General features: G+C 52.4%; 18 protein-coding genes. 7 read left to right on the top strand and 11 right to left on the bottom strand.

Annotated features, from left to right (window positions below):
* Nucleotides 1-170 precede the first annotated feature (170 nt).
* Nucleotides 171-1,952 (bottom strand): HAMP domain-containing sensor histidine kinase, encoded by a 1,782-nt coding sequence (locus GWR55_RS08415; protein ID WP_162401871.1) that lies wholly within the window; start codon nucleotides 1,950-1,952, stop codon nucleotides 171-173.
* A gap of 34 nt (nucleotides 1,953-1,986) precedes the next feature.
* On the bottom strand, nucleotides 1,987-2,676 hold the full coding sequence (locus tag GWR55_RS08410) for a response regulator transcription factor (protein ID WP_162401870.1): 690 nt from the start codon (nucleotides 2,674-2,676) through the stop codon (nucleotides 1,987-1,989).
* A 291-nt stretch (nucleotides 2,677-2,967) separates the two neighbouring features.
* Between GWR55_RS08410 and GWR55_RS08405 the strand changes: the two genes are divergently transcribed.
* From GWR55_RS08405 to GWR55_RS08390, 4 genes are all read left to right on the top strand, one after another.
* Nucleotides 2,968-3,324 carry a cupredoxin domain-containing protein gene (locus GWR55_RS08405; RefSeq protein WP_238398722.1) on the top strand — a complete coding sequence of 119 codons (357 nt, stop codon included), beginning with the start codon at nucleotides 2,968-2,970 and terminating at the stop codon, nucleotides 3,322-3,324.
* A 40-nt stretch (nucleotides 3,325-3,364) separates the two neighbouring features.
* Nucleotides 3,365-3,820, top strand: coding sequence for a c-type cytochrome (locus tag GWR55_RS08400; RefSeq protein WP_238398721.1), 456 nt, complete (start codon nucleotides 3,365-3,367; stop codon nucleotides 3,818-3,820).
* A gap of 145 nt (nucleotides 3,821-3,965) precedes the next feature.
* Nucleotides 3,966-4,796 (top strand): HPr kinase/phosphorylase, encoded by an 831-nt coding sequence (locus GWR55_RS08395; protein WP_162401868.1) that lies wholly within the window; start codon nucleotides 3,966-3,968, stop codon nucleotides 4,794-4,796.
* Nucleotides 4,781-6,079, top strand: a complete 1,299-nt coding sequence (locus GWR55_RS08390; RefSeq protein ID WP_162401867.1) for a nucleotidyltransferase family protein — start codon at nucleotides 4,781-4,783, stop codon at nucleotides 6,077-6,079. Before GWR55_RS08395 ends, GWR55_RS08390 begins: the two co-directional genes overlap by 16 nt.
* Here GWR55_RS08390 and GWR55_RS08385 read toward each other — a convergent pair.
* The 8 genes from GWR55_RS08385 to GWR55_RS08350 form a co-directional block, all read right to left on the bottom strand.
* Nucleotides 6,050-7,090: a radical SAM protein gene (locus tag GWR55_RS08385; RefSeq protein WP_162401866.1), complete on the bottom strand. Its 1,041-nt coding sequence runs from the start codon at nucleotides 7,088-7,090 to the stop codon at nucleotides 6,050-6,052. The genes GWR55_RS08390 and GWR55_RS08385 overlap by 30 nt on opposite strands.
* Nucleotides 7,091-7,142: 52 nt before the next feature.
* Complete coding sequence (locus GWR55_RS08380; RefSeq protein WP_162401865.1) at nucleotides 7,143-9,083, bottom strand: methyltransferase domain-containing protein; 1,941 nt, start codon at nucleotides 9,081-9,083, stop codon at nucleotides 7,143-7,145.
* Complete coding sequence (locus GWR55_RS08375; RefSeq protein ID WP_162401864.1) at nucleotides 9,080-10,543, bottom strand: B12-binding domain-containing radical SAM protein; 1,464 nt, start codon at nucleotides 10,541-10,543, stop codon at nucleotides 9,080-9,082. Before GWR55_RS08375 ends, GWR55_RS08380 begins: the two co-directional genes overlap by 4 nt.
* On the bottom strand, nucleotides 10,540-11,382 hold the full coding sequence (locus GWR55_RS08370) for a class I SAM-dependent methyltransferase (RefSeq protein ID WP_202925599.1): 843 nt from the start codon (nucleotides 11,380-11,382) through the stop codon (nucleotides 10,540-10,542). Before GWR55_RS08370 ends, GWR55_RS08375 begins: the two co-directional genes overlap by 4 nt.
* A 137-nt stretch (nucleotides 11,383-11,519) precedes the next feature.
* Entirely contained in the window at nucleotides 11,520-12,338 is an 819-nt protein-coding gene (locus tag GWR55_RS08365; RefSeq protein ID WP_162401862.1) for a class I SAM-dependent methyltransferase, read from the bottom strand.
* Nucleotides 12,335-13,726: a B12-binding domain-containing radical SAM protein gene (locus tag GWR55_RS08360; protein ID WP_162401861.1), complete on the bottom strand. Its 1,392-nt coding sequence runs from the start codon at nucleotides 13,724-13,726 to the stop codon at nucleotides 12,335-12,337. Before GWR55_RS08360 ends, GWR55_RS08365 begins: the two co-directional genes overlap by 4 nt.
* Entirely contained in the window at nucleotides 13,727-15,205 is a 1,479-nt protein-coding gene (locus GWR55_RS08355; RefSeq protein ID WP_162401860.1) for a radical SAM protein, read from the bottom strand.
* 43 nt (nucleotides 15,206-15,248) lie between these two features.
* Nucleotides 15,249-16,775: a B12-binding domain-containing radical SAM protein gene (locus GWR55_RS08350; RefSeq protein ID WP_162401859.1), complete on the bottom strand. Its 1,527-nt coding sequence runs from the start codon at nucleotides 16,773-16,775 to the stop codon at nucleotides 15,249-15,251.
* Nucleotides 16,776-16,925: 150 nt separating this feature from the next.
* On the opposite strand from GWR55_RS08350, the gene GWR55_RS08345 reads away from it, so the two are divergent.
* From GWR55_RS08345 to GWR55_RS08335, 3 genes are read left to right on the top strand one after another with little or no spacing between them, the layout of a single operon-like run.
* Nucleotides 16,926-17,993, top strand: a complete 1,068-nt coding sequence (locus tag GWR55_RS08345) for a hypothetical protein (RefSeq protein ID WP_238398720.1) — start codon at nucleotides 16,926-16,928, stop codon at nucleotides 17,991-17,993.
* Nucleotides 17,993-18,289: a cytochrome c gene (locus GWR55_RS08340; RefSeq protein ID WP_162401858.1), complete on the top strand. Its 297-nt coding sequence runs from the start codon at nucleotides 17,993-17,995 to the stop codon at nucleotides 18,287-18,289. Before GWR55_RS08345 ends, GWR55_RS08340 begins: the two co-directional genes overlap by 1 nt.
* A gap of 11 nt (nucleotides 18,290-18,300) precedes the next feature.
* Nucleotides 18,301-19,467 (top strand): putative sugar O-methyltransferase, encoded by a 1,167-nt coding sequence (locus tag GWR55_RS08335; RefSeq protein WP_238398767.1) that lies wholly within the window; start codon nucleotides 18,301-18,303, stop codon nucleotides 19,465-19,467.
* Here the strand turns inward: GWR55_RS08335 and GWR55_RS08330 are convergent, their stop codons facing one another.
* Nucleotides 19,468-20,415: a sulfotransferase gene (locus GWR55_RS08330; protein WP_162401856.1), complete on the bottom strand. Its 948-nt coding sequence runs from the start codon at nucleotides 20,413-20,415 to the stop codon at nucleotides 19,468-19,470.
* Nucleotides 20,416-20,563 lie beyond the last annotated feature (148 nt).

Raw genomic sequence — 20,563 nt, 5'->3', positions numbered from 1 at the left:
CTGGGACTGTTGAAGGCGCTTTTCAGCATCTGCGAGACGAGATGCAAGGCTTTGGAGCTGGGCCTGAGTTGGAGCGGGGTTCGTTTCTTGCGTCTGTGCATGAGCCGATCCAAAAGATACGCAGAAAACGATAAACAGGATGACTGAGAGGCGGATAGAAGAGTGATCTGTCACTGTGTCACCTTCGAGATATCTTCATTGGAGCCTTCTTGCGATCCTGGGGGATCGGGCCATGTGTTTCGGGGGAGAACGAGAGAAAAAATGGTGAGATGATCGTCCGTGCGTTCAAAGGCAATTGCGCCGCCATGCTCGGATGCGATGTGTTCGGCGAGTGTAAGGCCGAGTCCGGTGCCGCTTTGTTTTCCTTCGCTGACAAAGGGAAGAAACATGGTTTTGCGGACGGACTCTGACACGCCGGGACCATTGTCAATGATCCTGATGTAGATCATATTTTCATCCTGCGTGAGCTGGACATGGACAGCTGGAGAGGGTGATCGCTGAGCGGCTTCGCAAGCGTTGAGCAGAAGGTTATAGATTGCACGGCCCAGTTTGCGCGTATCTACATATCCCTGAATGTTGGACGGTGCATCGAGAGAGAGGGAGACATTATGAGCCGCCGGATGAGAGCGGATGGTGTTGATTGAGCGCTTCAGCACCGTGGACATGGTTTCGGTCACACATTGGAGAGCCTTACCGGTCTGACTGAAGAGCAGAAGCGATTCGAGAAGATCCGTCATATCATGGACGGCGGTTCGGACCTCGGTCAGCAGCTCTTCGCGCTCTGTCTGGGGAAGTGCCGGATTACACATGAACTCCGCATTTGCATACATGGCCGAGAGGTGGTGACGAAGATCGTGTGAGATTGAGCTTGCCATGCGGCCGATGGTGGCGAGGCGCTCCGATTGGACGAGCTCCTTTCGCGATTGATCCAACTGGGCTCGCATGCGGTCGAAAGAGCGACTCAGCTCGCGTATCTCTTCAGCGCCACCTTTCACTTCAAGCGAATATGTATAGTCTCCGCCAGTCATTGCACGTACGCCATGCATCAGCGAGTTGATCGGCCGAGTAATGGAGCGAGAGACCGAGAGGAGGATGATCATTCCAGCGCATACGACAAGGATGCTGAGAGTGGCAACCCAGCGATTGACACGACGAATAAGGGCCTGTCCCTGCTGGAAAGATTTGAGCACCACCAGATGAGGAGCCGGCACGCCCGGCGCGCCAGGTTCTAGTGGCAATGCCGTGGCAAGATAACGCTGGCCATCGAGACGAATTGTCTGGGCGTTTCCGGTGGATTGGATGTGAGGCAGGTCAGCGATGAGCTGATCATGCAGCGCGGGGCTGAGTGTGCCAGCGAGATAGGTATTTCCGTTGGAAAAGAGAACTTCAGCCGCAGCCGCCTCGCTGACCTGACGAGCCACCTGAGAGTCCAATGCATACCCGACGAGAAGATAGCCCAGCAGTGTGCCGCTGGTGTGGTCGCCAAAGATGATCGGCTGCACCGCGATCTCATAGAGAATGCCACCGAGAACCACATAAAAGTGATCCTCGCCACTCTTGAGATGGTCGGAGAGAGCCTGCTCGAGCGTGGCGTCTGGAAGCGCTCCGCCCCGGCGATAGGCCGCGGAGAGATTGAGATTTGCATCGAAGAGGGCAAAGAGATCGCTGTCACTGGTGTGCCAGAATCCTGCGCTGCCATCCTGAATCGTGTGGCGATCATTTGAGGTCATGAGCGCCTTAATAGTCGGGAGGTCGGCGATAAGAGCTGCCTGGCGCAGCATCAGGCCGTGATGCTGGCGCTGCAGATTCTGATACGTAGATATGGAGTGACTGAGATCGGAGGCGAGTTCATTCCGTGTCTGCTGTTCGACGATAATGCGAAGAATGAGAATGCTCAGCAGGGTCCATCCGAGAAAGACGATCAGCAACGGTACCAGGAGCGTGGTGCGCATGCGGAATCGTTGGAGGAAGTTGGGGCTGAGCATCTTAGTTTGAGATATTACCGACGAATTTGTAGCCGATGCCGTGCAATGTGCGGAAATATTGCGGATTTGCGGGATCAGGCTCCAGCTTTTGCCTTAGCTTCAGCACCTGATTGTCGACGGTGCGTGTGGTGGGATAGGAGTTGTAACCCCAGACGTCAATCAGCAGCTTCTCTCGGGTAATAACGTGCTCGGCGTGCTCGATGAAGTAGCGGAGAAGCTTGAGCTCTTGTGCTGTCATGGCGATGAGCGCACCATCCTTGCGTACCTCCATGCGCGCAAAATCAGCGGTAATATTCCCAAAGCGTGCAGTCTCGGCAGGCTCATCCCGGCGGCGACGTCGGAGCGCGACCTGCACACGGGCGAGAAGCTCGCGCGGACTGAAGGGCTTGGTGACGTAATCGTCGGCGCCGAGTTCCAGGAGAAGCACTTTGTCCGCGACTTCGGAGACGGCGCTTAATATAAGGATCGGTATGTCGGGCATTGACTGCCGAATGGTTCGGCATACATCGCGTCCGGACATCCCAGGCAGCATAAGATCAAGGATAATGGCATCGGGGCGTGCGGCCTGAACCGCGGCAACGCCTTCGTTGCCGTTCCCTGTGATGATGACGTCAAACCCTTCAAGCATAAACTGTCGCTGAAGTGCCTTCTGTATGCGCGGGTCGTCTTCTATGACGAGAATCTTATGCATGTTACGGCCTCCTCCTCATAGTAAGTGTGTCAAGAACGCGACACAGATGTTACGGAAATATCACAAAAATACAATCCAATGACAAAATCCAGACAAATGCGTCTTCGTGCAGCCGCGGGGGAATGGCTGATCCGAACGTTGTGATGCCAATGATAAAGAGTAGTTTGACAAGCACAAGACGGGGTAGTGACAACCCAGACAAAAGGAACTACTTATACTCACCTCGTATCCAGGATCGCGGTGCGATTTTGTCGTACTGCGGGAAGGTTTTTCGAGTTCACGGGGGTGAAGATGCGGAAGTTGATGATGGCCATTCTGTTGGGTGGGCTGGCCTTACAGCCTTGTCAGGCTAGAACCAAATCGGATGAGGTATCGCGGACCATCGAAGTACATGTAAAGCGCTTTGCCTTCTCGCCGTCAGAGGTCGTGCTGAAGAAAGGGGAGACAGTCGATATCCGGTTGATCTCAGAGGATGTTTCGCATAGTCTCTCCCTGCCAGACCTGGGCATCAATCTCGAGGTGAGCAAAGGAAGCCCCGGGGACGTGATAATCACTCCGCAGTCGACAGGGGACTTCCTGGGACAGTGTGGCAGGTTCTGCGGCGTCGGCCATGGGACGATGAAGTTCACAGTTCACGTGACGGACTAAGAAATTGGCCTGCCGTCTCATGATTTGCGCTGCTCTGGGAATGACCTGCTTTGCGCTGCAGGGATGTCGCGTTGCTCCTGCAGGCAAACTGGAGACGACGTTCATTCAGTGGACAAAACATCATCTGACTGTTGGAGGAAAAAAGGATATCAATCCAATCCACAGTACGGCTGAGACAGTAGAACAAGGGAAGAAGATGTTTTCCTCATACTGCGTTGTATGTCATGGGAGAGATGGACAAAATACTGGAGTACCCTTCGCAGCTAGCATGTCACCTGCAATACCGCCGCTGAATTCCAGTATGGTGCAGAGCTATGACGACGGGCAGCTGAAATGGATCATCGAGAACGGTATTCGCCCTTCGGGCATGCCGGCCTCCAAGGGAATTTTGAGCGATCGGGATATGTGGTCGATCGTAGTGTATCTGAGGCATTTACCCCCAGCCGGAAGTCTGGGACAGCCGCGAGCTTATTCGGAAGATGAATATGCCAAGTGAGTGCAATGCGACGGTGGACCGGAGGAAGCTGTCCTCAGGCTATTGCAGCGAACTCTTCTTTCCGCTCGGTTTCCCAGTTCGTATTGTGACGAATCGAGCCGAGGTGCTGGAGATGGCTCGGAGAAGCTGGAGCAAATTCACTCCTATGAGTTCCAGTGAGCCACTTGTCATCGAGCTTAAGTTTGGTGAGGGAGAGTTGAAGAGCTTGATAAAAGCACCCTCAGTGCAAATAGATGGTGAACTGCTGACAGTCGCGTTCGATGAAAAGAGCGTTGTTGTGGCTGATCTCGGACAGGGGGTTGCACGCGGGATGCTGGCCGAGATGTTCCTGAAGATGGAGCTTCACCTTCGCTATTACGTGCTGGAGGCAATTGCCTTATCGATGATATCGACCCTGCGCGCGGTTGCTCTGCATGGAGCGTCTATTGCGTGGAACGGAACAGGTGTGTTGCTGTGTGGTGAGTCCGGTGCTGGCAAGACGACACTGGCTTATGCCTGTGCGCGGTCAGGTTGGAGCTATGTTTCGGACGACGCCAGTTATCTGCTACTGGAAGGAGAACACGCCAGGGTCGTAGGGAACTGCCACCAGATAAGGTTTCGAGATGCCTCTGCGGGGCTTTTTACGGAGTTGAGCGGAAGAGAGAATACGCCACGCGTTGCGGGGAAACCTTCGATCGAGGTGGGCACGAACGAACTGCCAGGCATTAGACAGGCAGATTTCACAGACATCCGGTTTATCTTGTTTTTGAATCGCAGTGGAGAACTGGCCCCCGGGCTCCACGCAATCGCGAGAGACCAAGTCAAAAATTACTTTAAAAAGTTTCTTCTGGTGCCTGCCCCCCATGGATCGCCGACAGATGAAGCGTTGGAACGGCTGCTCGGTGCTCAGATGTTCGAGATGAGATATACAGACCTTGATTCGGCTGTTCAACTTCTGTCGGAAACAATAGAGGGGAGCAAGTGCAGGATAAGGTAGATATTTTAAAACGGCCGGTGATTCCCTCTGAAGCAGTCGCTCTATACGCGGCACTTCATCGTAAGCATCCAGTGGAAAATATGATGGCCCTTAGTGATCAGCAATGGGAGAATTTGCTGCATTTTAGCGATCTGGCGCACCTGACGCTGCCACTCGCAAAGAAGAGATCGCTGAAATTGCCCGAATGGGTTAGAAGCAGGCTTGATAGCAACCTGAAAGATAACCAGGAACGTTTTTGTCGCGTAAAGGACACCTATCTGGAGGCAGACGCCTGTCTGGCAAAGGCGGGAATCGAGTACGTGGTGATCAAGGGATTTACACTTGCGCCGGAGTTCGTGGAGTCTCCGTGGCTGCGGCAACAGTCAGACATCGATATGTACTGCGGCCCTGAAGCTATTGCCGTTGCACAAGCGGCGCTTGTGTCGGCCGGATATCAGCCGAATACAACAGTGGATTTTCGCAGAGCGGACCATAGTCCTACCCTGTACCGGCTGGGCCAATGGACCTGGCGCGGTAATGCATTCGATCCTGAGATGCCGCTCTCCATTGAACTGCACCATAGTCTTTGGAATGAAAAAGTTACGTTACTACAGCATGAAGATGAGATTCGAGGTTTCTTCAAGCGCAGAGTCACGCGTTGTATTGAAGGCATGAAGGTTCCTGTACTGCAGGATATTGATCTTCTGGGCCACCAGTCGATGCATATCCTGAGGAACCTTCTGGTTTATGACACGGTAATTCATCATGTTTATGAGATGGCGGAGTTTCTCGACAGGAAGATGCATGATGAAGCGTTCTGGAGCAGGTGGCAGTCGCAGCATAGCGAAGATCTGCGTGCGAAAGAAGTGATTGCATTCAAGTTGGCAGCGCGATGCTTTGGATGCGATATGCCGGACGTTGCCCGCGAGGTGCTTGACGGGTTGCCGAGAGCACAGAGGTCATGGCTTGAAAACTTCGGACATGTGCCCATGGAGCTGCCGTTTCGTGAGAATAAAGATGCCGTATGGCTACACTGGAGCCTGTTGAGCCAGAGCCATCGCCATCTCAGGAAGACAATTATTCGCAGGACATTTTTCCCCCACCGCCTGCCCGATCCCGATCTTGAATTTGTTGTGCTTAATGATCGGAAGATCCGCCAGACGAGAGGGAAAAGTATTCTTCGCTTGCTGGCCTATTGCTGCAGAAGATCCATCGCCTATTCGCGATTGCATTGTCGGACGATATTCCACGGAATGATGTGGCGCCTGCGTGGTTCAGGTTTCACGCACGCGGTAGTTGAGTGAGCAAACGCAATTTTGACAGGTGCGATCTTCGGCGATATTGAGTGTCCGGCGAAATTGAATAGCTGCGCTAGAGTTGAGTGCTTCTATGAGCGACTGTTCCCGTGTCTCTGCGACGATACGATGAAAGAAGCAGGGCCGAAGAGAGCCATCCACCTCGAGAACGGCAGAGACCCAGGGAGCGTTACAGGGCGGCGCGATAGAGGGAAGTTCACCCAGACGACTGCGAAAGTAACGCGCGATGCGGCGTAGCTTTTCAGGGCCTTCAACGATGTATCCATTCTGAAGATCGACGGCATTATGCAGGATAAGGAGCTCGATCTCTTCTTCGAGGGTCGAGATCTGAGCGGACGTGAGGCCGATCTGTTGTTGAGTCTCTTGGGGCCAGATCAACTCGCGGTTGAATGCTTGTGACGAAGTATCGACTGCCAAAAACGATATAGAGGTGCATTCGAGAGATTTTGCGGCCGCAACAGTTTGTCGCAGCTGAGCGAAGTTACGGCACTGCACGGTGCTCCGTGCATGAATGGATATATTGGGCCGTAGACGCCTAATAGCCGCGATGCCTTCATGTATGAGTTGGAAGGCGTGAGGGATGTTCCGGATTCGGTTGTGTGTTTCTTCAGGACCATCGAGCGAGACGATGACCTCATCGACATGGTCGGCAATAATCTGGGCGCGCTTCTTAAGCAAGAGTCCCGTGCTGAGGAGAGTTATCCGTGTAGAGCATCCGCGGAAGAACGTACAAAGATCTTCAAAGTGTGAATGAAGCAATGGCTCGCCACCCGTGAATACGACCTGTTGCACGCCAAGTTTCTGTAGATCCTTCTGATATTTGCGAACCTGGTCAAGCTCGAGTTCTTTTCCGGCAGGGCGTTTCCAGATATCGCACATTATGCATCGGCAATTGCAATTCTCATGCACGTTAAGGATGAGGATCGGCAGAGATCGGATTTCGCCGGGGATATCGTTCGCGGTTATCGGGGACTTGATCGCGATAATCTCAGTGGACATCGACCATCTCGTTGAGGTGCGTTATACCGCGCCTGAAATAAAGAAAACCAGATTAGTGGACATGCTGTGCCTCTGGAATAGCTATGAGTCGACCGTTGAGGCAGACTCGGTCTGTGCCCAGAACGCCAGCGGCAGCTTCGAAAAGTGATGTGACGGGGGCTGCGATCCAGCGTGTGACTCCGTCTATCAACAGGGGTGACAGGCTATTGGTCAGTTCAGCCGGAATTCGATGCATCATCTCATTGGATGCGAGGCGTATCGTGCCTGCTATGATGACGAGTTCAATGTCACGCCAGCTGAGGGAAACCAATTGTTGTGCCGGTAGCTGTGAGCAAGATCGAACTGCGAAGAGGTCCGCAGGGCCTCCTGGCATGAGGCATCCTGCATAGCCTTTAAGCTGAAGAACTATAGCTGGAGCATGCATGGCAAAGTTGAAGAGTTTACCGGAGGAGAGCTGGAGGTGGGTATGACAGAATCTGATCTCATCCAACAGGTCTCCATCCGCAGTCAGCGATGAATCGCTACCGATGGCGAGTCGGTCTACGGCTGATAGCTGTTCGATTGAGGGAGTCTGAGAGAAAAGAAATTGATTGGACGAAGGGCAGCTGATCAATGATGCGCCGCATTGATTCAACCTGATAATCTCGTCGACGTCCATCGCCAGGCCATGCACGAGCACTGTCCGCTCATCGAGCACATTCATGTCGAGCAGTTGTGTGAACTCACTCTTGGCGGTCGAATCGATTCCTTCACAGGCGTGAAGAATAAAAGGCTTTATCAGGGCGGACTGGGTGTGCATGGAACCGATGTTGGTGGAGAACGTCAGCGAGTGAGCCCAGTCGAATTCGGTGAGGACTCGAACAGGGAACTGAGGGTCGGAAAAGACAGCGGAAGCCGGATTGTGGTGACAGACCGTGGTTGCCCCACATAGTAGATTGCGGAGAGCCCCCCACCATAGACGAATGTCGCGCGGTATTCTGGTGTGCTTTTCGATAATTGGACGACAATGATTGTGAATGTCGCGAGCCCATTCAGTGGCGTTTTGATATGGAGGAGAGCCGAGGCGGGGAAACAGGCCGAACTCCAGATGATCGTGCGCATTGATGAGGCCAGGAAAGAGAGTATATCCAGATAGATCGAGATCATTGTGAGCGCGATGTTGTGGATAGTTTGAGATAACCGACGCTACAGCGTCATTGTGAATTGTGATATTGCCTGTTCCAACCTCCTGACCACCGAGGACAAAGTTCGCGTTCGCCAATGTAATTCGGTCGCCGGGCCTAGTAGTTTTCGGCCTAAGGTGGAGGATGTAGATTGCGGGTTGTCCGTTAGCCTCGTTATAAGAGGCTTGTTTGCCCTGACTGGCGAAGATAGAGTATTCGGGTTCACCGAAGGAAGGTTGATAGAGGCCGACTGTCTGGAAGTCTTGTTGGTCGAACGCGTGCAATATGGCTTCGATGAGGCGTGGTTCGAATTGCAGGTGAAAGCTTATCTCGGAAGAGCGAAAACTACGTTGCCAGCCCAGAGTCATTGCTGTATCGGGATGGAGATCTGTTATTAAGAGATCGCCATCCTCTCGAAGAATGCGACGAAACTGGCTGGCAAGAGATTCGAGATCAGAGATGTAGCTGAGTGCAAATGAACAGAGCGCCAAATCGATCGATGCGGAGAGAAGCGGCACAGTTGGTAGTTGCGCCAGAATGAGTGATGTCTCTCTTGTGCAAGCCCGTCGTGCTGAGGTAAGCATCTCCGGAGAGCTATCTATACCGTGTAGCGACTGCGGGGAACCGATATTGGCTAGTCGTCGAAGCCAACGCCCAGTGCCACAGCCGGCATCAAGCACGTCCTTGCCATCAACGGAAGGCAGGACGCAGTTGAGATATCTCTCTTCAAGAGCCAACATGGGGTTCAATTGCGTATCGTAGACTTCAGCCCACGCCGCAAAGGCGGCACTGTTATCCAGCTGCGCCGTACTGTTCGTTGGAGCTTTCAAAGGCTTTCCCTTTTGGGCTTACGCAAGTTAATAAAGTTATGTGCCCATTGCAGCTCGACGGGATGGTCGTAGACGTGAAGCTTATATCGCCATGCGCTTAGAGCTTTGAGCAAAAAACGGCTCCATCGCGGCGCACGAATATCCTGCACAGTCGGCCAGCGTGAAGCAACGACTAGCTCGAAGTTATCGATAAGCCTCTTGGTCCTGCTCCGCAGCCACGGAGCCCCCGTATCGATCCGTAGCGTGAAGTCGAGCCATCGTTTGCTTGCCCATTCGGCAGGTGTGGAAGGAAATGTGATCTTGTCATCGACCTCACCATACATCTGACCGGGTTGAGGTGTCGGCGTATAGTGCTGAATGATGATCTCGCTGTCAGGGTTGATCCTCTTGATCTTTCGAATGAAGGCGAGGGTTTCACGTGTGTCCGTCTCTGGATCTTTGGGGTTGCCGATGACGAAGGAGAACTCGGGAATGATGCCAAACTGCCGCGTACGTCGTGCCATGGTGAGAGTTTGAGCGGTGGTGATGCCTTTCTGCATGTCTTTGAGGACCCAATCGGCACCTGATTCAGCTCCGAAGAAGATCATGGCGCAACCAGCACGTGCGATGGAAGCCATGGTCTCGTCTGAGTATCGGGACATGATGTCGACCCGAGCCTCGCACCACCATCGAAGTTGAAGCGGTGCTATCAGATCACACAGCTTGCGGGCGTGGTCTTCACGAAGAAAGAAATTCATATCGTAAAACTGGACAGAATCGGCACCGTACAGGGAAACGAGATGTTTGAGTATCTCGAAAGTTCGTTCGGGCGACTCCATCTTCTCGTCACGTCCGTATGCGGCATGCACGCCGCAAAAAGAGCAGTTAAACGGACAGCCAACACTGGCATGATGTACAGCGGTACGCTTTCCGAAGAAAGATGGACGCAGATATTGTTTGACCGGTATACGGTGATATGGCACCCACGGAAAGCTATCCGGTCCCTTCATTGTGCGTTCCGGATTGTTGCGATGAAGACCAAATGCATCCTTGTAAGAGAGGCCACGGATGGTGGAGAGATTGCGTTTCCCTCGCAGGGATTCGATCAACTCCAGTAGTGTCTCTTCCCCTTGTCCGCGAACCACATAATCCACGTATTTTGCGTTGAGGGCGGCATCGGGATAGATGGAGGGAAAATAGCCGCCCCATACAATAGGAATATTAGGGCGTAGACGGCGGATCTCTCGCGAGACCTCCATTCCGGCCACCATCTGCGGACCTGGCATGACAGAGACACCTAGTAGTTCAACCTGGTGGTGATCGATCAAGTCGAGGATGGAGTCAAGTGGTGTATTGTCCAGATTGCCATCAACGATGGCATAGGTCTCGCGTCCCTCAAGAACCGCTGCAAGTGCGAGTATGGCAAGTGGCATACGACAGTTGCGGGGCTTCGTTGCACGAGGATGGAAGAGAATGATCATGCAGGCTTTTTTGCAACATAGATTCGAAATGTTGATGGCTCTCGTTTCCCTTTGAGCTTCGCAATCAACGGGCGAAGATACCAACGTAAGCCGTAGAAAGGAGTGTGGCGTTCCCAGCGAATCCCCAGATTGTGGGCCAACTGGTCCAGGCGCTCATCTGTAAGAAACTCCTGGCTGCAGATGGAGTCCGAGAATATGCCAAATCGATTGAAGAACTGTGATCGCCTCTCAGCAAGCATCTTCCATCCGCTGTCTTCATGCGCATACCAGGGGGAATCGGCGATGATGACCATACCTCCAGGGCGAAGACAGCGCAGAGCCTCGTGCAGTGTCCGGAGGTAATTTTCGGCGTAGTGGAAAGATGCATTAAAGATGACAGCATCAAACTGGGCGTCGCAAAGAGGAAGGCGATCGCTCTCTGCTTGAATTCGAAGGAAGGGACACTTGAGGTAGGTGTCGTAATGGCTTGCGGCACCCAGGCCGTCTAAAGTATTTGTAAGTAAATCGATAGCCACGACGATCATTCCGGCCTGAGAAAGCCGATAACTGAGCCAGCCGTTTCCGGCGCCAATGTCGAGAATGTTTCCGGCTCCCTGTGAATTCGAGCTGATCTGCGGAAGAAGTATCTGTTTGAAGTACCGATATGTCGCAGCGCGGATTTTCCATTGCTCGGCATTGTGGTCGCTATGAGTCGCAAAAGGAAGCCGTAGATAGTAGCTGCTGTCGGCGCTTCCTCTGCCTTCTGCCGTACGAATTGCTTCGTAGTCCTTGATAAATCGTGCATAGTAGGTGGCACGTTCAATGGGAAGAGCCCGCCAGATCTTATCCTTCTGGGACATGGGGAAATGGCATTCAACACATAAGAGGCTCTCTTCCTGTTTCTCGGACCATTCGAATGGTGCAGCACAGCGAGGACAGCGAAGCCTGAACCCGTTAAGGGCGGCATACTGTGAAGAGATGAGAGTGTCTTGGGCCATTATGAGTGCAACCTCTCGAGATGCAACAACATGTGATCTCCGAGTCGATTAATCATCGGCAGGCGATAGATGGCTGTATCAATTCTTTGAAGAGTTTGCAGCAGGCCTGGGCGTTTTGCAATCCAAGGCTCTACATAAGATGGAGGGACCGTGATGCCAATGCCGTAGACGGCGATTAATCGGAAGTCTTGGGCAAAGCTGCGACTGATTTCTCTGCAGGTTGGATAATAGACTGAAAGGATGGTGTCGCCGAGTGTCGTCTCGTGGTATCCGCTCCAGCGGCGGCTGCAGCGAGACAGATCCGCGCGAAGCAGATGCCAAGCGATCTCCCAGAGGCAATATCGCGTCGAAAAGCAGAACAAAAGGGGCGAACCGGGAAGTAGCATTGGAGCGAGCGACGATGACAGGCCATTGAGGTCTTTAACACAGTTCAGCCCTGAAAAATTGGAAAAGCACCCACTGAACGGATGTTTCTCTGGCAGGTCGCCAATCTTCTCGTTTGCCTGAACATAAAACCGAATGTGATCGTTTGTGTGAGTCTGTAGGGCTTTTCTTCGTGCCTGCGAGATCATGGCAGGTGATATGTCGCAGGACGTTATGTTGAAGCCTTGCTCTGCAAAGTGGATCGCATCCTCTCCTGTGCCGCAGTTCAGCTCCAGTAGGCGGCTGTGAGGAGTGAAGATGCTCTTCGCGCATTCCCAGACAGCAGCCCGCTGTGCACTCCCAATGGAAGAATGAGTAAAGACCGCATCATAATCAACTGCGAGATGGTCGAATGCCGCTGCGGCCGCCGTTCTTTGAGGAGTCACTAAGGTCATTGTTCTACCTCATGCGACAAAGCCATCATTGCGGAACGGGATTCATGAATGTTTTGCCGCATCGCTGCAATATCGATGGCATTTGCGGACGTCTCTATCGCTCGTGCGAGAGCGACCTCCTCTCGAAGAAGGCGATCTGCGTGAGCATAAAAGTTACGGCTGTGCCTGCCGCGTATACGCAGTTCGCGGTCGGAGGTCTTACTCCAGGCCGCAATCTGGATAAGTTTTTCCGAGATCTTGTTGTAGTACGGCGTTCCCTTGATAGGGTAGGAGACGGTGGTAAAGAAGATGTCCGGTTTAGATCTCGAGACATGACTGATAGTGGCTTCGATATCCTCGAGGTCTTCTCCTTCATAGCCCCACATAAGAAACATACCGCTCTCCACCTTGCGTTCGCGACACATCTCCACAGCGCGATGAACCTGATCAAGCTTGACGCCACGTCCCATGGAATCGAGGATGCGTTGCGAGCCGCTTTCTGCACCGATCCAGATGCGAAAGCATCCGAGCTCCGCAAGCAGATCCATCATCTCCGGCGTAAGGCGATCCGCACGCGAGATACATTCAAACGGAATTCGAATCTGTCTTCGCTGCATCTCCTGGTAGTAGTTGCGTATCCACTCGTGATTGATGGTGAAGACATCATCAGAGATCCATACCATGTCAGGGGAATAAGTTTCGAGGAGCCACTCTACCTCGTCCACGACCCTAGCGGGAGTGCGACGGCGATGGGACTGGCCATAGACACCATGGCTGCACCACTTGCAGGAAAAGGGGCAGCCTCGCGCTGTTATGAAGTTGACTGACCCCATGCCATGATGCTCGCGCCAGGTGCTTACATAGCGTTGCAAATCGATAGCATCGCGAGCGGGCCACGGCTGAAGGTCGAGGTTCGATATCTGCTCGCGTGGAGCGTTCTGATGATGTTGTCCCTGGGCGTCAAGATAGGCGAGACCCCGGATGCAGGTGTAATCACTCCCGCGGTTCTTGATTGTGAGCAGAAGCTCCTCGAGTGTGTTTTCGCCCTCTCCAAAGACAACGAAGTTGGCGCCCGCCTGCAGATATTCCAATGAATAGGAGCCGGCTTCGGGGCCACCGACGATGACAGTCCATCCGAAGAGTCGCGCGGCCTCGATGATTTCAACGACATTGACGCGCGTCATCAGATTTGCGTAGAGACCGAGCACGGAGGGTTCCTCGCTTTGTAAAAAGCGAAGGAGGTCTGCCTTCGTGGAAAAGGTGGTGTCATAGACATCGACTCTGAAGCCTTTGGAGCGGAGGTGCGAGCAGAGATAGAGGATTCCCAAGGGAGCATAGGGTTTCATGATGACGCGCTCCTTTGGGTCTTCCATCAAAAAATAGCCGTGAGCAAGAAGTAGATCGCGCATCTATGCCTCCGCCGTCCTCGTCAGCTGTTCTGTGTGCACAAAACCAGTTGAATACCTCCGGGTGTTGTCGCCGCTCTGATGGTTTTTCTGACGTTCGGATGTTTCAAGCTTCTGAACCTCATCCCAGAGACATTGCACACGGTATACAACCTCCGGTGTGTCATCTGTCCAACTGTCAACCTCTGCATGCAGAGCCTCGCGAACGGCATAGTAAAAGTCTGTGGAATACTCCGCTTGGAAGAGAATGCAGAGATCGTCGCTTGCGACCCAGTTACGCTTCGAGCCCAGTTGGGCCTGAACGCGTTCATAGAAGACTGTGCCGGGCAGGGGATATGAGAATGAAATTCCTATATCGTCAGGGCGGGTCTTACGTACAAGCGCGATAGTCTGTTGAAGCTCAGTCAAATGTTCGCCAGGATAGCCAAATTGAAGAAAGTAGCAAGCACGAATGCCAGCACTCTTCAGTCTCTCTCTGGCTTCCTCAATCTGAGAGATAGTGATTCCTTTGTCCATGGCATCGAGGATCTTTTGTGATCCAGATTCGACGCCCATCCAGACTTCGACACAGCCTGCCTCTTTTAGCCAACCGACAACCTGAGTTGTCATTAGATTAGCTCGGCTTTGGATCTTGAACGGTAACGCGGCATGACGCGCTGTGACCTCGTGCGCAAACTCCTGCGTCCACTGATGACTGAGTGCGAAGACATCATCGCTGAACCAGATATGTTGAACGCCGGCGCTCGACTTAAGCAGACGCATCTCTTCGGCAACATCAGTTGCGGAACGAAGTTGAAATTTGTCACCTGAGATAGGCTTAGCGCACCAATTGCAGCGATATGGGCAACCGCGGCTGGCTACCATGTTGACGGAAAAGTAGTCATGCGCAGTGATCCAAGCTTCCCGATATTGTGAAAAATCGATAAGGTCGTTCGGGGGTGAGAGGTGTGACCATGATGGATTAGATAAGAGAGTCTGCTTCGGCCGGACAATTTCTCCTTGATCATTTCGTTGAACAAGCCCGGGGAGATTGTCAGGTGTCTTGCCCATAAGGATTGCATCGCAAAGATCGGCGAGTGTGGTCTCCGCCTCTCCCAGCAGCAAATAGTCAATTCCGCGATTGAGAAACAGGTCAGGGTGATCGCTGGCATCGGAGCCATGAATAATGACTGGAAGCGATCGTTGCTTCGCCATATCCACGAACTTCCAGACAACCTCGCGCATGCGACTCAGGCACATCTTGGTGAGGAAGTTAAAGTCATCCTCATAAATAACAAGTATCTTTGGACATTGTTCGTCAAGAACGCGAGCCAACTCATCCGGGCTACATAACATCGTGTCGAAGAGGGTGACACTGCATCCGTGCTCGCGCAAAGTGGATGCCGCAAAAAGCGTCCCCAGAGGGCGATATGGCTGCATCTTTCGAACTTGTTTGGGATCAAAATTCAGGTGGTAGGAGTGAGTCAGCAGGACGTCAACCATGGACTACCTCCTTGCAGTCGTCGAGCTGGTTTCAAGCAGACCGTCAGCACGCGGCCTCCTCCGGTGTTCTTGCAAGTCGTTTGGCATCTACGGCAGGCTTGGCTGCGATGCGTTTCTTGATGCGGTTATTGACCCATAGCTCTAGGGGCGCATTGTAGAGATCGTGGTCGAGACGCCACCGTGCTGGTAATGACATGCTCTTCTGCAAAAGACGTGTCACCCTGCCACGCCGATCAGCACCAATTGGAATACGATCGAATGCCAGGCGCAGATAGTCTCTTGTGATCTGGAGTCGGCGATGTTCTTTGCCATTGAGCCAGGGAAGCCTGGTGTAACGGGGAAAGTAGTCGGCCCATGCTTCAAGGGATGCCGGCGGATCGATACCAAGCTCAGTTGTCCTGGAGAAGATCGGTGAGCCAGGGTAGGGAGTAAAGATATTGGTCCAGAACTCTGCACCTGGATAACGTCGGCAGACCTTCATCATGAAGTCAATGGTTTCGCGGCGCTCTGCACGTCCTTCGCCAGGAAACGCAAAAATAATATTGAAAGAAGGGCGAATACCTGCCTCGAGGCAACGTGCTGCGCTCTCATAGATCGATTCGAAGTCCTGCCAGTCCTTGTGCATGGCTTTGAGTACAGTCGAAGAGCCGGAATCGACCCCTTGACATATTTGCTGTAAGCCCGCACGCCGAAGCATGCGTAGATCGTGTGGTGTTAGCCGTGCGACAACATTGCTGGTGGCCTGTATGCTCCACGTGTAGTGCGAATTTTCGCGCACGAGGCCTTCTGCAATGCCGCGGGCGCGGTCCATATCTACAAGGAAGTTGTCGTCAACGACCCAGATCATATCGAGCGCATAGCGGCGACTGAGATCAACAGTCTCCTCCACAAACTGCTCTGGTGGAAGGGCGTTCCACTTACGGCCGTACACGCCGGAATTCGTGCAATAAGCGCAGTTAAATGGGCAAGCAAGGCTTGAGGTATACATCGCCCATCTGCGGCCGCACTTGCGCTCGTAAGCGTCAAAGTCCGCAAGATGGTATGCCTTAGGCGGCATCTCTATTAGTGGGCGTAATGGCCGCTCTTGCGTGAAAATAAGCTTGCCGTCACGCTTGAAGCCTATGCCTGAGATAAAGTCTGGTGCGGCGCCGGATTCAATATGGCGTATTAATTCAAGAAGACTGTCTTCACCTTGACCGCGAACGATGTAATCGATATAAGGAGCTTCCAACGTTTGACCTGGCAGGAGCGATGGGTGCCAGCCGCCAAGAATAATAGGAAAGTCGTGGTCCCACTCCTTGATCGCCTTGGCGATGTCCACGGTTTCGCGGATCATCGGCCCTGTAACCAGAGACACGCAGAAGCAGAATGCGTCCTTGATTTCGTCGAGGACGCGCTGTTTGAAATTGGGGGTAATAGTTGAATCGATAAGAACGATATCGTAGCCGGCACGGAGCAGCGGCGTGGAAACGGCAAGAATGCCTAGAGGCGCGGTGGCCTCCGAACTGGCGAAGGAAGGGAAGAAGAAGACGACCTTCCGCGATTGGCGCCGCGTTTTCTCCGTGACCATGAATGGAGTCTAGGTAGAACAGGCCGAGGAATTATCAGCCGTTTGTCTCGATATTGTCTTTGCTTTGTTCCGCGTTGTGCTCCACGGAAATGACAATTTTCCGACATGCAGATGACATCCCATCAATGCCGTGAAATCTAGATTGATGCCATGTTGTCCTTTGCAAAATCGCAAAAGCAAAACACGTTGCGAACCAGAGCTATGCGTGCCGGACGCCTGCTTGCGATTCCGGTAGCTGCCCTTCTATGTGGCCGACCAACATGTGCCCAGGAAACGCCTCTTATCTCAGGAGGTGTCGGCTTTTTCACCAGTACGAATGGCGGCAATACCACATATATTCCCGCAATTTCTCCATTGATCCAGGCACCCATTACGAAGCGTCTGCAAGTGGAATCTCGTGCGTATCTGCTTGAAGCATTTTTCCCCAACGGAAGTAAGGGATACGATACGAGTCACTTTGTAGCTCTTACATACCTTCAGGCTAACTATTTAGCGACCTCACATTTGACTATTGTCGCTGGCAGCTTTTTGTCCCCCTTTGGAACCTACACAGAACGCCTGTCGCCCATCTGGATCAGCAATTTTCAGGATGCCCCACTGATTGTTCCTATTGGAACGGGAACTGGCGCAGGCCTTGGTGGCATGCTGCGCGGTAATGCATACTCCAACGGGAAGGTTTCGATCGACTACACCGCATATTTTTCCGCACGCAGCGCAAATGAGCAGTTCAATGCGTCACGGTCAACCGGTTTACGCGTGAATGCTTATCTGCCGAGGCCTAGGCTTGAGGTCGGAGTGTCCTATGGCAGATTGTTGCAGGGCAGTAATTCGGATGCGGTCGGATTCCACATCTGGTGGCTACCTCCCAATACAGCGTTTAAGATGCGCTCGGAGTATGCCCATACGACGCATGCCCACGGCTACTGGGTCGAGACGGATTACCGTCTTTCACGCTTCGGAGGGGCAGAGAGCGCAATTGGGAGGCTTGAGCCCGTCTTTCGTCTGCAGCAGGTTTTCAGAAATGCGCCAGATCCTACGGATGGCCTACCTTCAAAGGATACACAGCGAGCTGACTTCGGTCTTGACTACCATCTACCACACAACGTGCGAATCAATACCAGCTATTCAAGACAATTTTCGGAATCAGGTAACAGGAACATCTGGCAGACCGGCATTGTCTACCGTTTTCTGTTCCCAGCCTGGAAGGGAAAGAAGTAATGAATCTGCTCCGATGGATCGTTCTCGCTGGGATTTTCACCATGCCTTTCGTCGTATTGGGACAATCGACGTCGACTTCGCAAACTCAAGCTTCGACACCGCAGAAGAAGCAGGCGCAACAGCCTGTGCGTATGAACGAAGGTGAACGCGTTTTTATGCAGAACTGTTCGCGATGTCATAACCCGCCCGACGGGTTCTCGCCGCGTATTGCAGGCAGCATTGTCCGACATATGCGTGTGCGTGCAAACCTGAGCGAAAGAGATGCGCAAGCTCTCCTGCGGTTCTTTAATCCGTAGATGTGACAAAGATGCTGAAGACGCGCCACCTTCGTCATCCTCTCCACGCCGCACGCGGCCTGGGGTTACTGCTTCGATTGCATGCCACAGCAGCGCGGCGCGGTTTTGAGGGCCTATGGCATTACAAAGGCGATGCACGATTTCAGCTTGCCTTGGTTGAGCAAGGACTATTGGCTCGGGATGACACTGGTCCATGCGATGAACAGATCTTGCGCCGAATCTGCAGGGCCTACCGAGCAGCTACGTGTGCGCCGGTCCAGGAAGTCTACACGCCTACAGCGTGGTGGAAGATATTGCAGCGCACAAGTCTTCGGCATGTGATCGCGGCTTTAACGATGGGCGATATCACCGCCTTGCAACGAATGTACGCAAATTTCTTTCGTGACTCCTGCAGCGATGGCCTGGTAGGCAAGAACCTGCTGATTACAGCTACGCCCTCGCGGGCATTAGCGGCCCTTCATAAAAGTGCATATCTTGTAGAGGCTTTATCGCGTCTTGACCGATGGCGGAATCTTACATCAGGAGAATACGATCTCTGCGACCTTCGAGGACCAAATGTGGGCAATCCATTTGGAATCGTGTTGGATGGCGTATTCATCGCGAATGGAGCAGAGCATCAGCATTACGGATCTCGGAGAATTACCGATATCACCGAGAAGAGTGATGCTTTGATTGCCGAGATTGGAGGCGGTTATGGGGCTATGGCGTACTATCTGTTGCGCGACTCACCGAAGTTGAAATATTGGAACTTTGATCTTCCTGAGAGCCTCGCTCTGGCAGCCTATTACCTGTTTCGAAATTTTCCAGAAAAGAGAATTCTACTTTATGGCGAGGCGCCGATGAGCGTCTCCGACCTTGATGATTATGACATTGTATTGATGCCCCTATCTGAGTTGCCCAGGATACCATCATGTTTTGCAGATATAGTATTTAGCGCGCACGCAATGTCGGATCTAGATGAGAATGCATTGATGGTGTACTTGGAACACGTGCGACATCTAACCAAAAAATACTTTCTCTACCAGGGGATGCGTGATGCCGCCAGCCATTTTCAGCAGTTGATCGACGAATCCCGTGGTCTTATGCTGATAGATAAAAAGGAGTATTACCTGCATGGGCCATGCAGGCGAGATCATCTCCAGTGCGAGCTGCTATATGAGATATCTAGAGATCAATGATCATATGCGAAGCCACGCCGAGAGGTCTCGATCGATAAGTTCCTCGAGTTCGAGGATATTTTCTTTATAGTAGTTGACCAATATCTCCCGACTTCCCTGAGAAAGCGATGGCTTTCCTCCTCGCAGAAGGCGAGAATCTTTCAGCTTCAATTTCAAAGACCGTGGAATGAGTTTTGATAAAGAACCAAAGCCCTTGACCCTACTGTATTTCCCTATCTGGCTATATCGGGAGAAGTGAGGCGTGGAGGGAACTGCTACCGGCTTCGGGACAAAAGCGTCATCAACCTGCAGGAAGGAGAGAATGCTTTTGAACCAGGACTGATAGTCAAACTGTAGGTCTTCATAAAGGGATAGATGAATTTGGTTCGAAGGAAATCGTTCTTTGAAGCGGCGTACCTGTTCTGTATAGTTCCCGAATGAAAGGAACGGATGATAGATGTTGATTCTATCCTGTCGATCTCTTAGAGCCATTTCAAGATGAATATGGAAAGGATGAGTTACATTTCTATCCGACAGACTCTTGAGATATTGATGAAACGCTCGTTCGGCGGGGTCCATTAGGACGATAATGATGCGCGCATGCGGAATTGTTTTGGCGATCAAGCCTGCTGCTGACGAGGACCACAGATATGAAACGCTCCCTTCCCCAATTGCGATCTCATCCCTCACACCATCAAAAATAGCCCTGTAATCTTCGATGGAAGTTATCATGCCTCCAAAACGCTTTTGAGCTGCCCCGCCATTAAGATAGGTGCTTAGGCTTTGAGCCGATGCCCTTGCCGCGGGCTGCAACTCCTCTGAGAAGTTCTCAATTCGGATCTCGTTTGAGAAGAAGCATGGTTCCTTCAACGGACTCATGAAAATCTGCGGGTGTTGGTCCAGATAGTAATAAAGTTCATCAGTTCCAGCCTTTGGAGCACCGACGATAAAGAAATTGGGCAATTTCATCAAAGCATCCCAGGATGACTGCATAATCATCTACGTGGCCTACAGCGCCATGGAAGTCATATCGACAATCGACAATACCGGAACAAGAATTTCAAAGTGTCATTTGAATATCTTTTTCCGTCGCTCACTCATATTTTTTTGGCCTCAG

The organism is Edaphobacter sp. 12200R-103 (assembly GCF_010093025.1).
Classification (GTDB): Bacteria; Acidobacteriota; Terriglobia; order Terriglobales; family Acidobacteriaceae; genus Edaphobacter.
Note: the sequence above shows the minus strand (reverse complement) of the source record. Positions and strands in the feature narration are given on the sequence as shown.

Excerpts from the sequence above, each read along its gene's own strand:
- GWR55_RS08410 (WP_162401870.1), bottom strand. The coding sequence starts at position 2,676 with ATGCATAAGATTCTCGTCATAGAAGACGACCCGCGCATACAGAAGGCA.
- GWR55_RS08385 (WP_162401866.1), bottom strand. The coding sequence starts at position 7,090 with ATGTCCACTGAGATTATCGCGATCAAGTCCCCGATAACCGCGAACGAT.
- GWR55_RS08350 (WP_162401859.1), bottom strand. The coding sequence starts at position 16,775 with ATGGTCACGGAGAAAACGCGGCGCCAATCGCGGAAGGTCGTCTTCTTC.
- GWR55_RS08415 (WP_162401871.1), bottom strand. The coding sequence starts at position 1,952 with ATGCGCACCACGCTCCTGGTACCGTTGCTGATCGTCTTTCTCGGATGG.
- GWR55_RS08395 (WP_162401868.1), top strand. The coding sequence starts at position 3,966 with ATGAGTTCCAGTGAGCCACTTGTCATCGAGCTTAAGTTTGGTGAGGGA.
- GWR55_RS08400 (WP_238398721.1), top strand. The coding sequence starts at position 3,365 with ATGACCTGCTTTGCGCTGCAGGGATGTCGCGTTGCTCCTGCAGGCAAA.
- GWR55_RS08370 (WP_202925599.1), bottom strand. The coding sequence starts at position 11,382 with ATGTCCCAGAAGGATAAGATCTGGCGGGCTCTTCCCATTGAACGTGCC.
- GWR55_RS08375 (WP_162401864.1), bottom strand. The coding sequence starts at position 10,543 with ATGATCATTCTCTTCCATCCTCGTGCAACGAAGCCCCGCAACTGTCGT.
- GWR55_RS08345 (WP_238398720.1), top strand. The coding sequence starts at position 16,926 with ATGTTGTCCTTTGCAAAATCGCAAAAGCAAAACACGTTGCGAACCAGA.
- GWR55_RS08335 (WP_238398767.1), top strand. The coding sequence starts at position 18,301 with ATGCTGAAGACGCGCCACCTTCGTCATCCTCTCCACGCCGCACGCGGC.
- GWR55_RS08365 (WP_162401862.1), bottom strand. The coding sequence starts at position 12,338 with ATGACCTTAGTGACTCCTCAAAGAACGGCGGCCGCAGCGGCATTCGAC.
- GWR55_RS08360 (WP_162401861.1), bottom strand. The coding sequence starts at position 13,726 with ATGCGCGATCTACTTCTTGCTCACGGCTATTTTTTGATGGAAGACCCA.
- GWR55_RS08355 (WP_162401860.1), bottom strand. The coding sequence starts at position 15,205 with ATGGTTGACGTCCTGCTGACTCACTCCTACCACCTGAATTTTGATCCC.
- GWR55_RS08405 (WP_238398722.1), top strand. The coding sequence starts at position 2,968 with ATGCGGAAGTTGATGATGGCCATTCTGTTGGGTGGGCTGGCCTTACAG.
- GWR55_RS08340 (WP_162401858.1), top strand. The coding sequence starts at position 17,993 with ATGAATCTGCTCCGATGGATCGTTCTCGCTGGGATTTTCACCATGCCT.
- GWR55_RS08330 (WP_162401856.1), bottom strand. The coding sequence starts at position 20,415 with ATGAAATTGCCCAATTTCTTTATCGTCGGTGCTCCAAAGGCTGGAACT.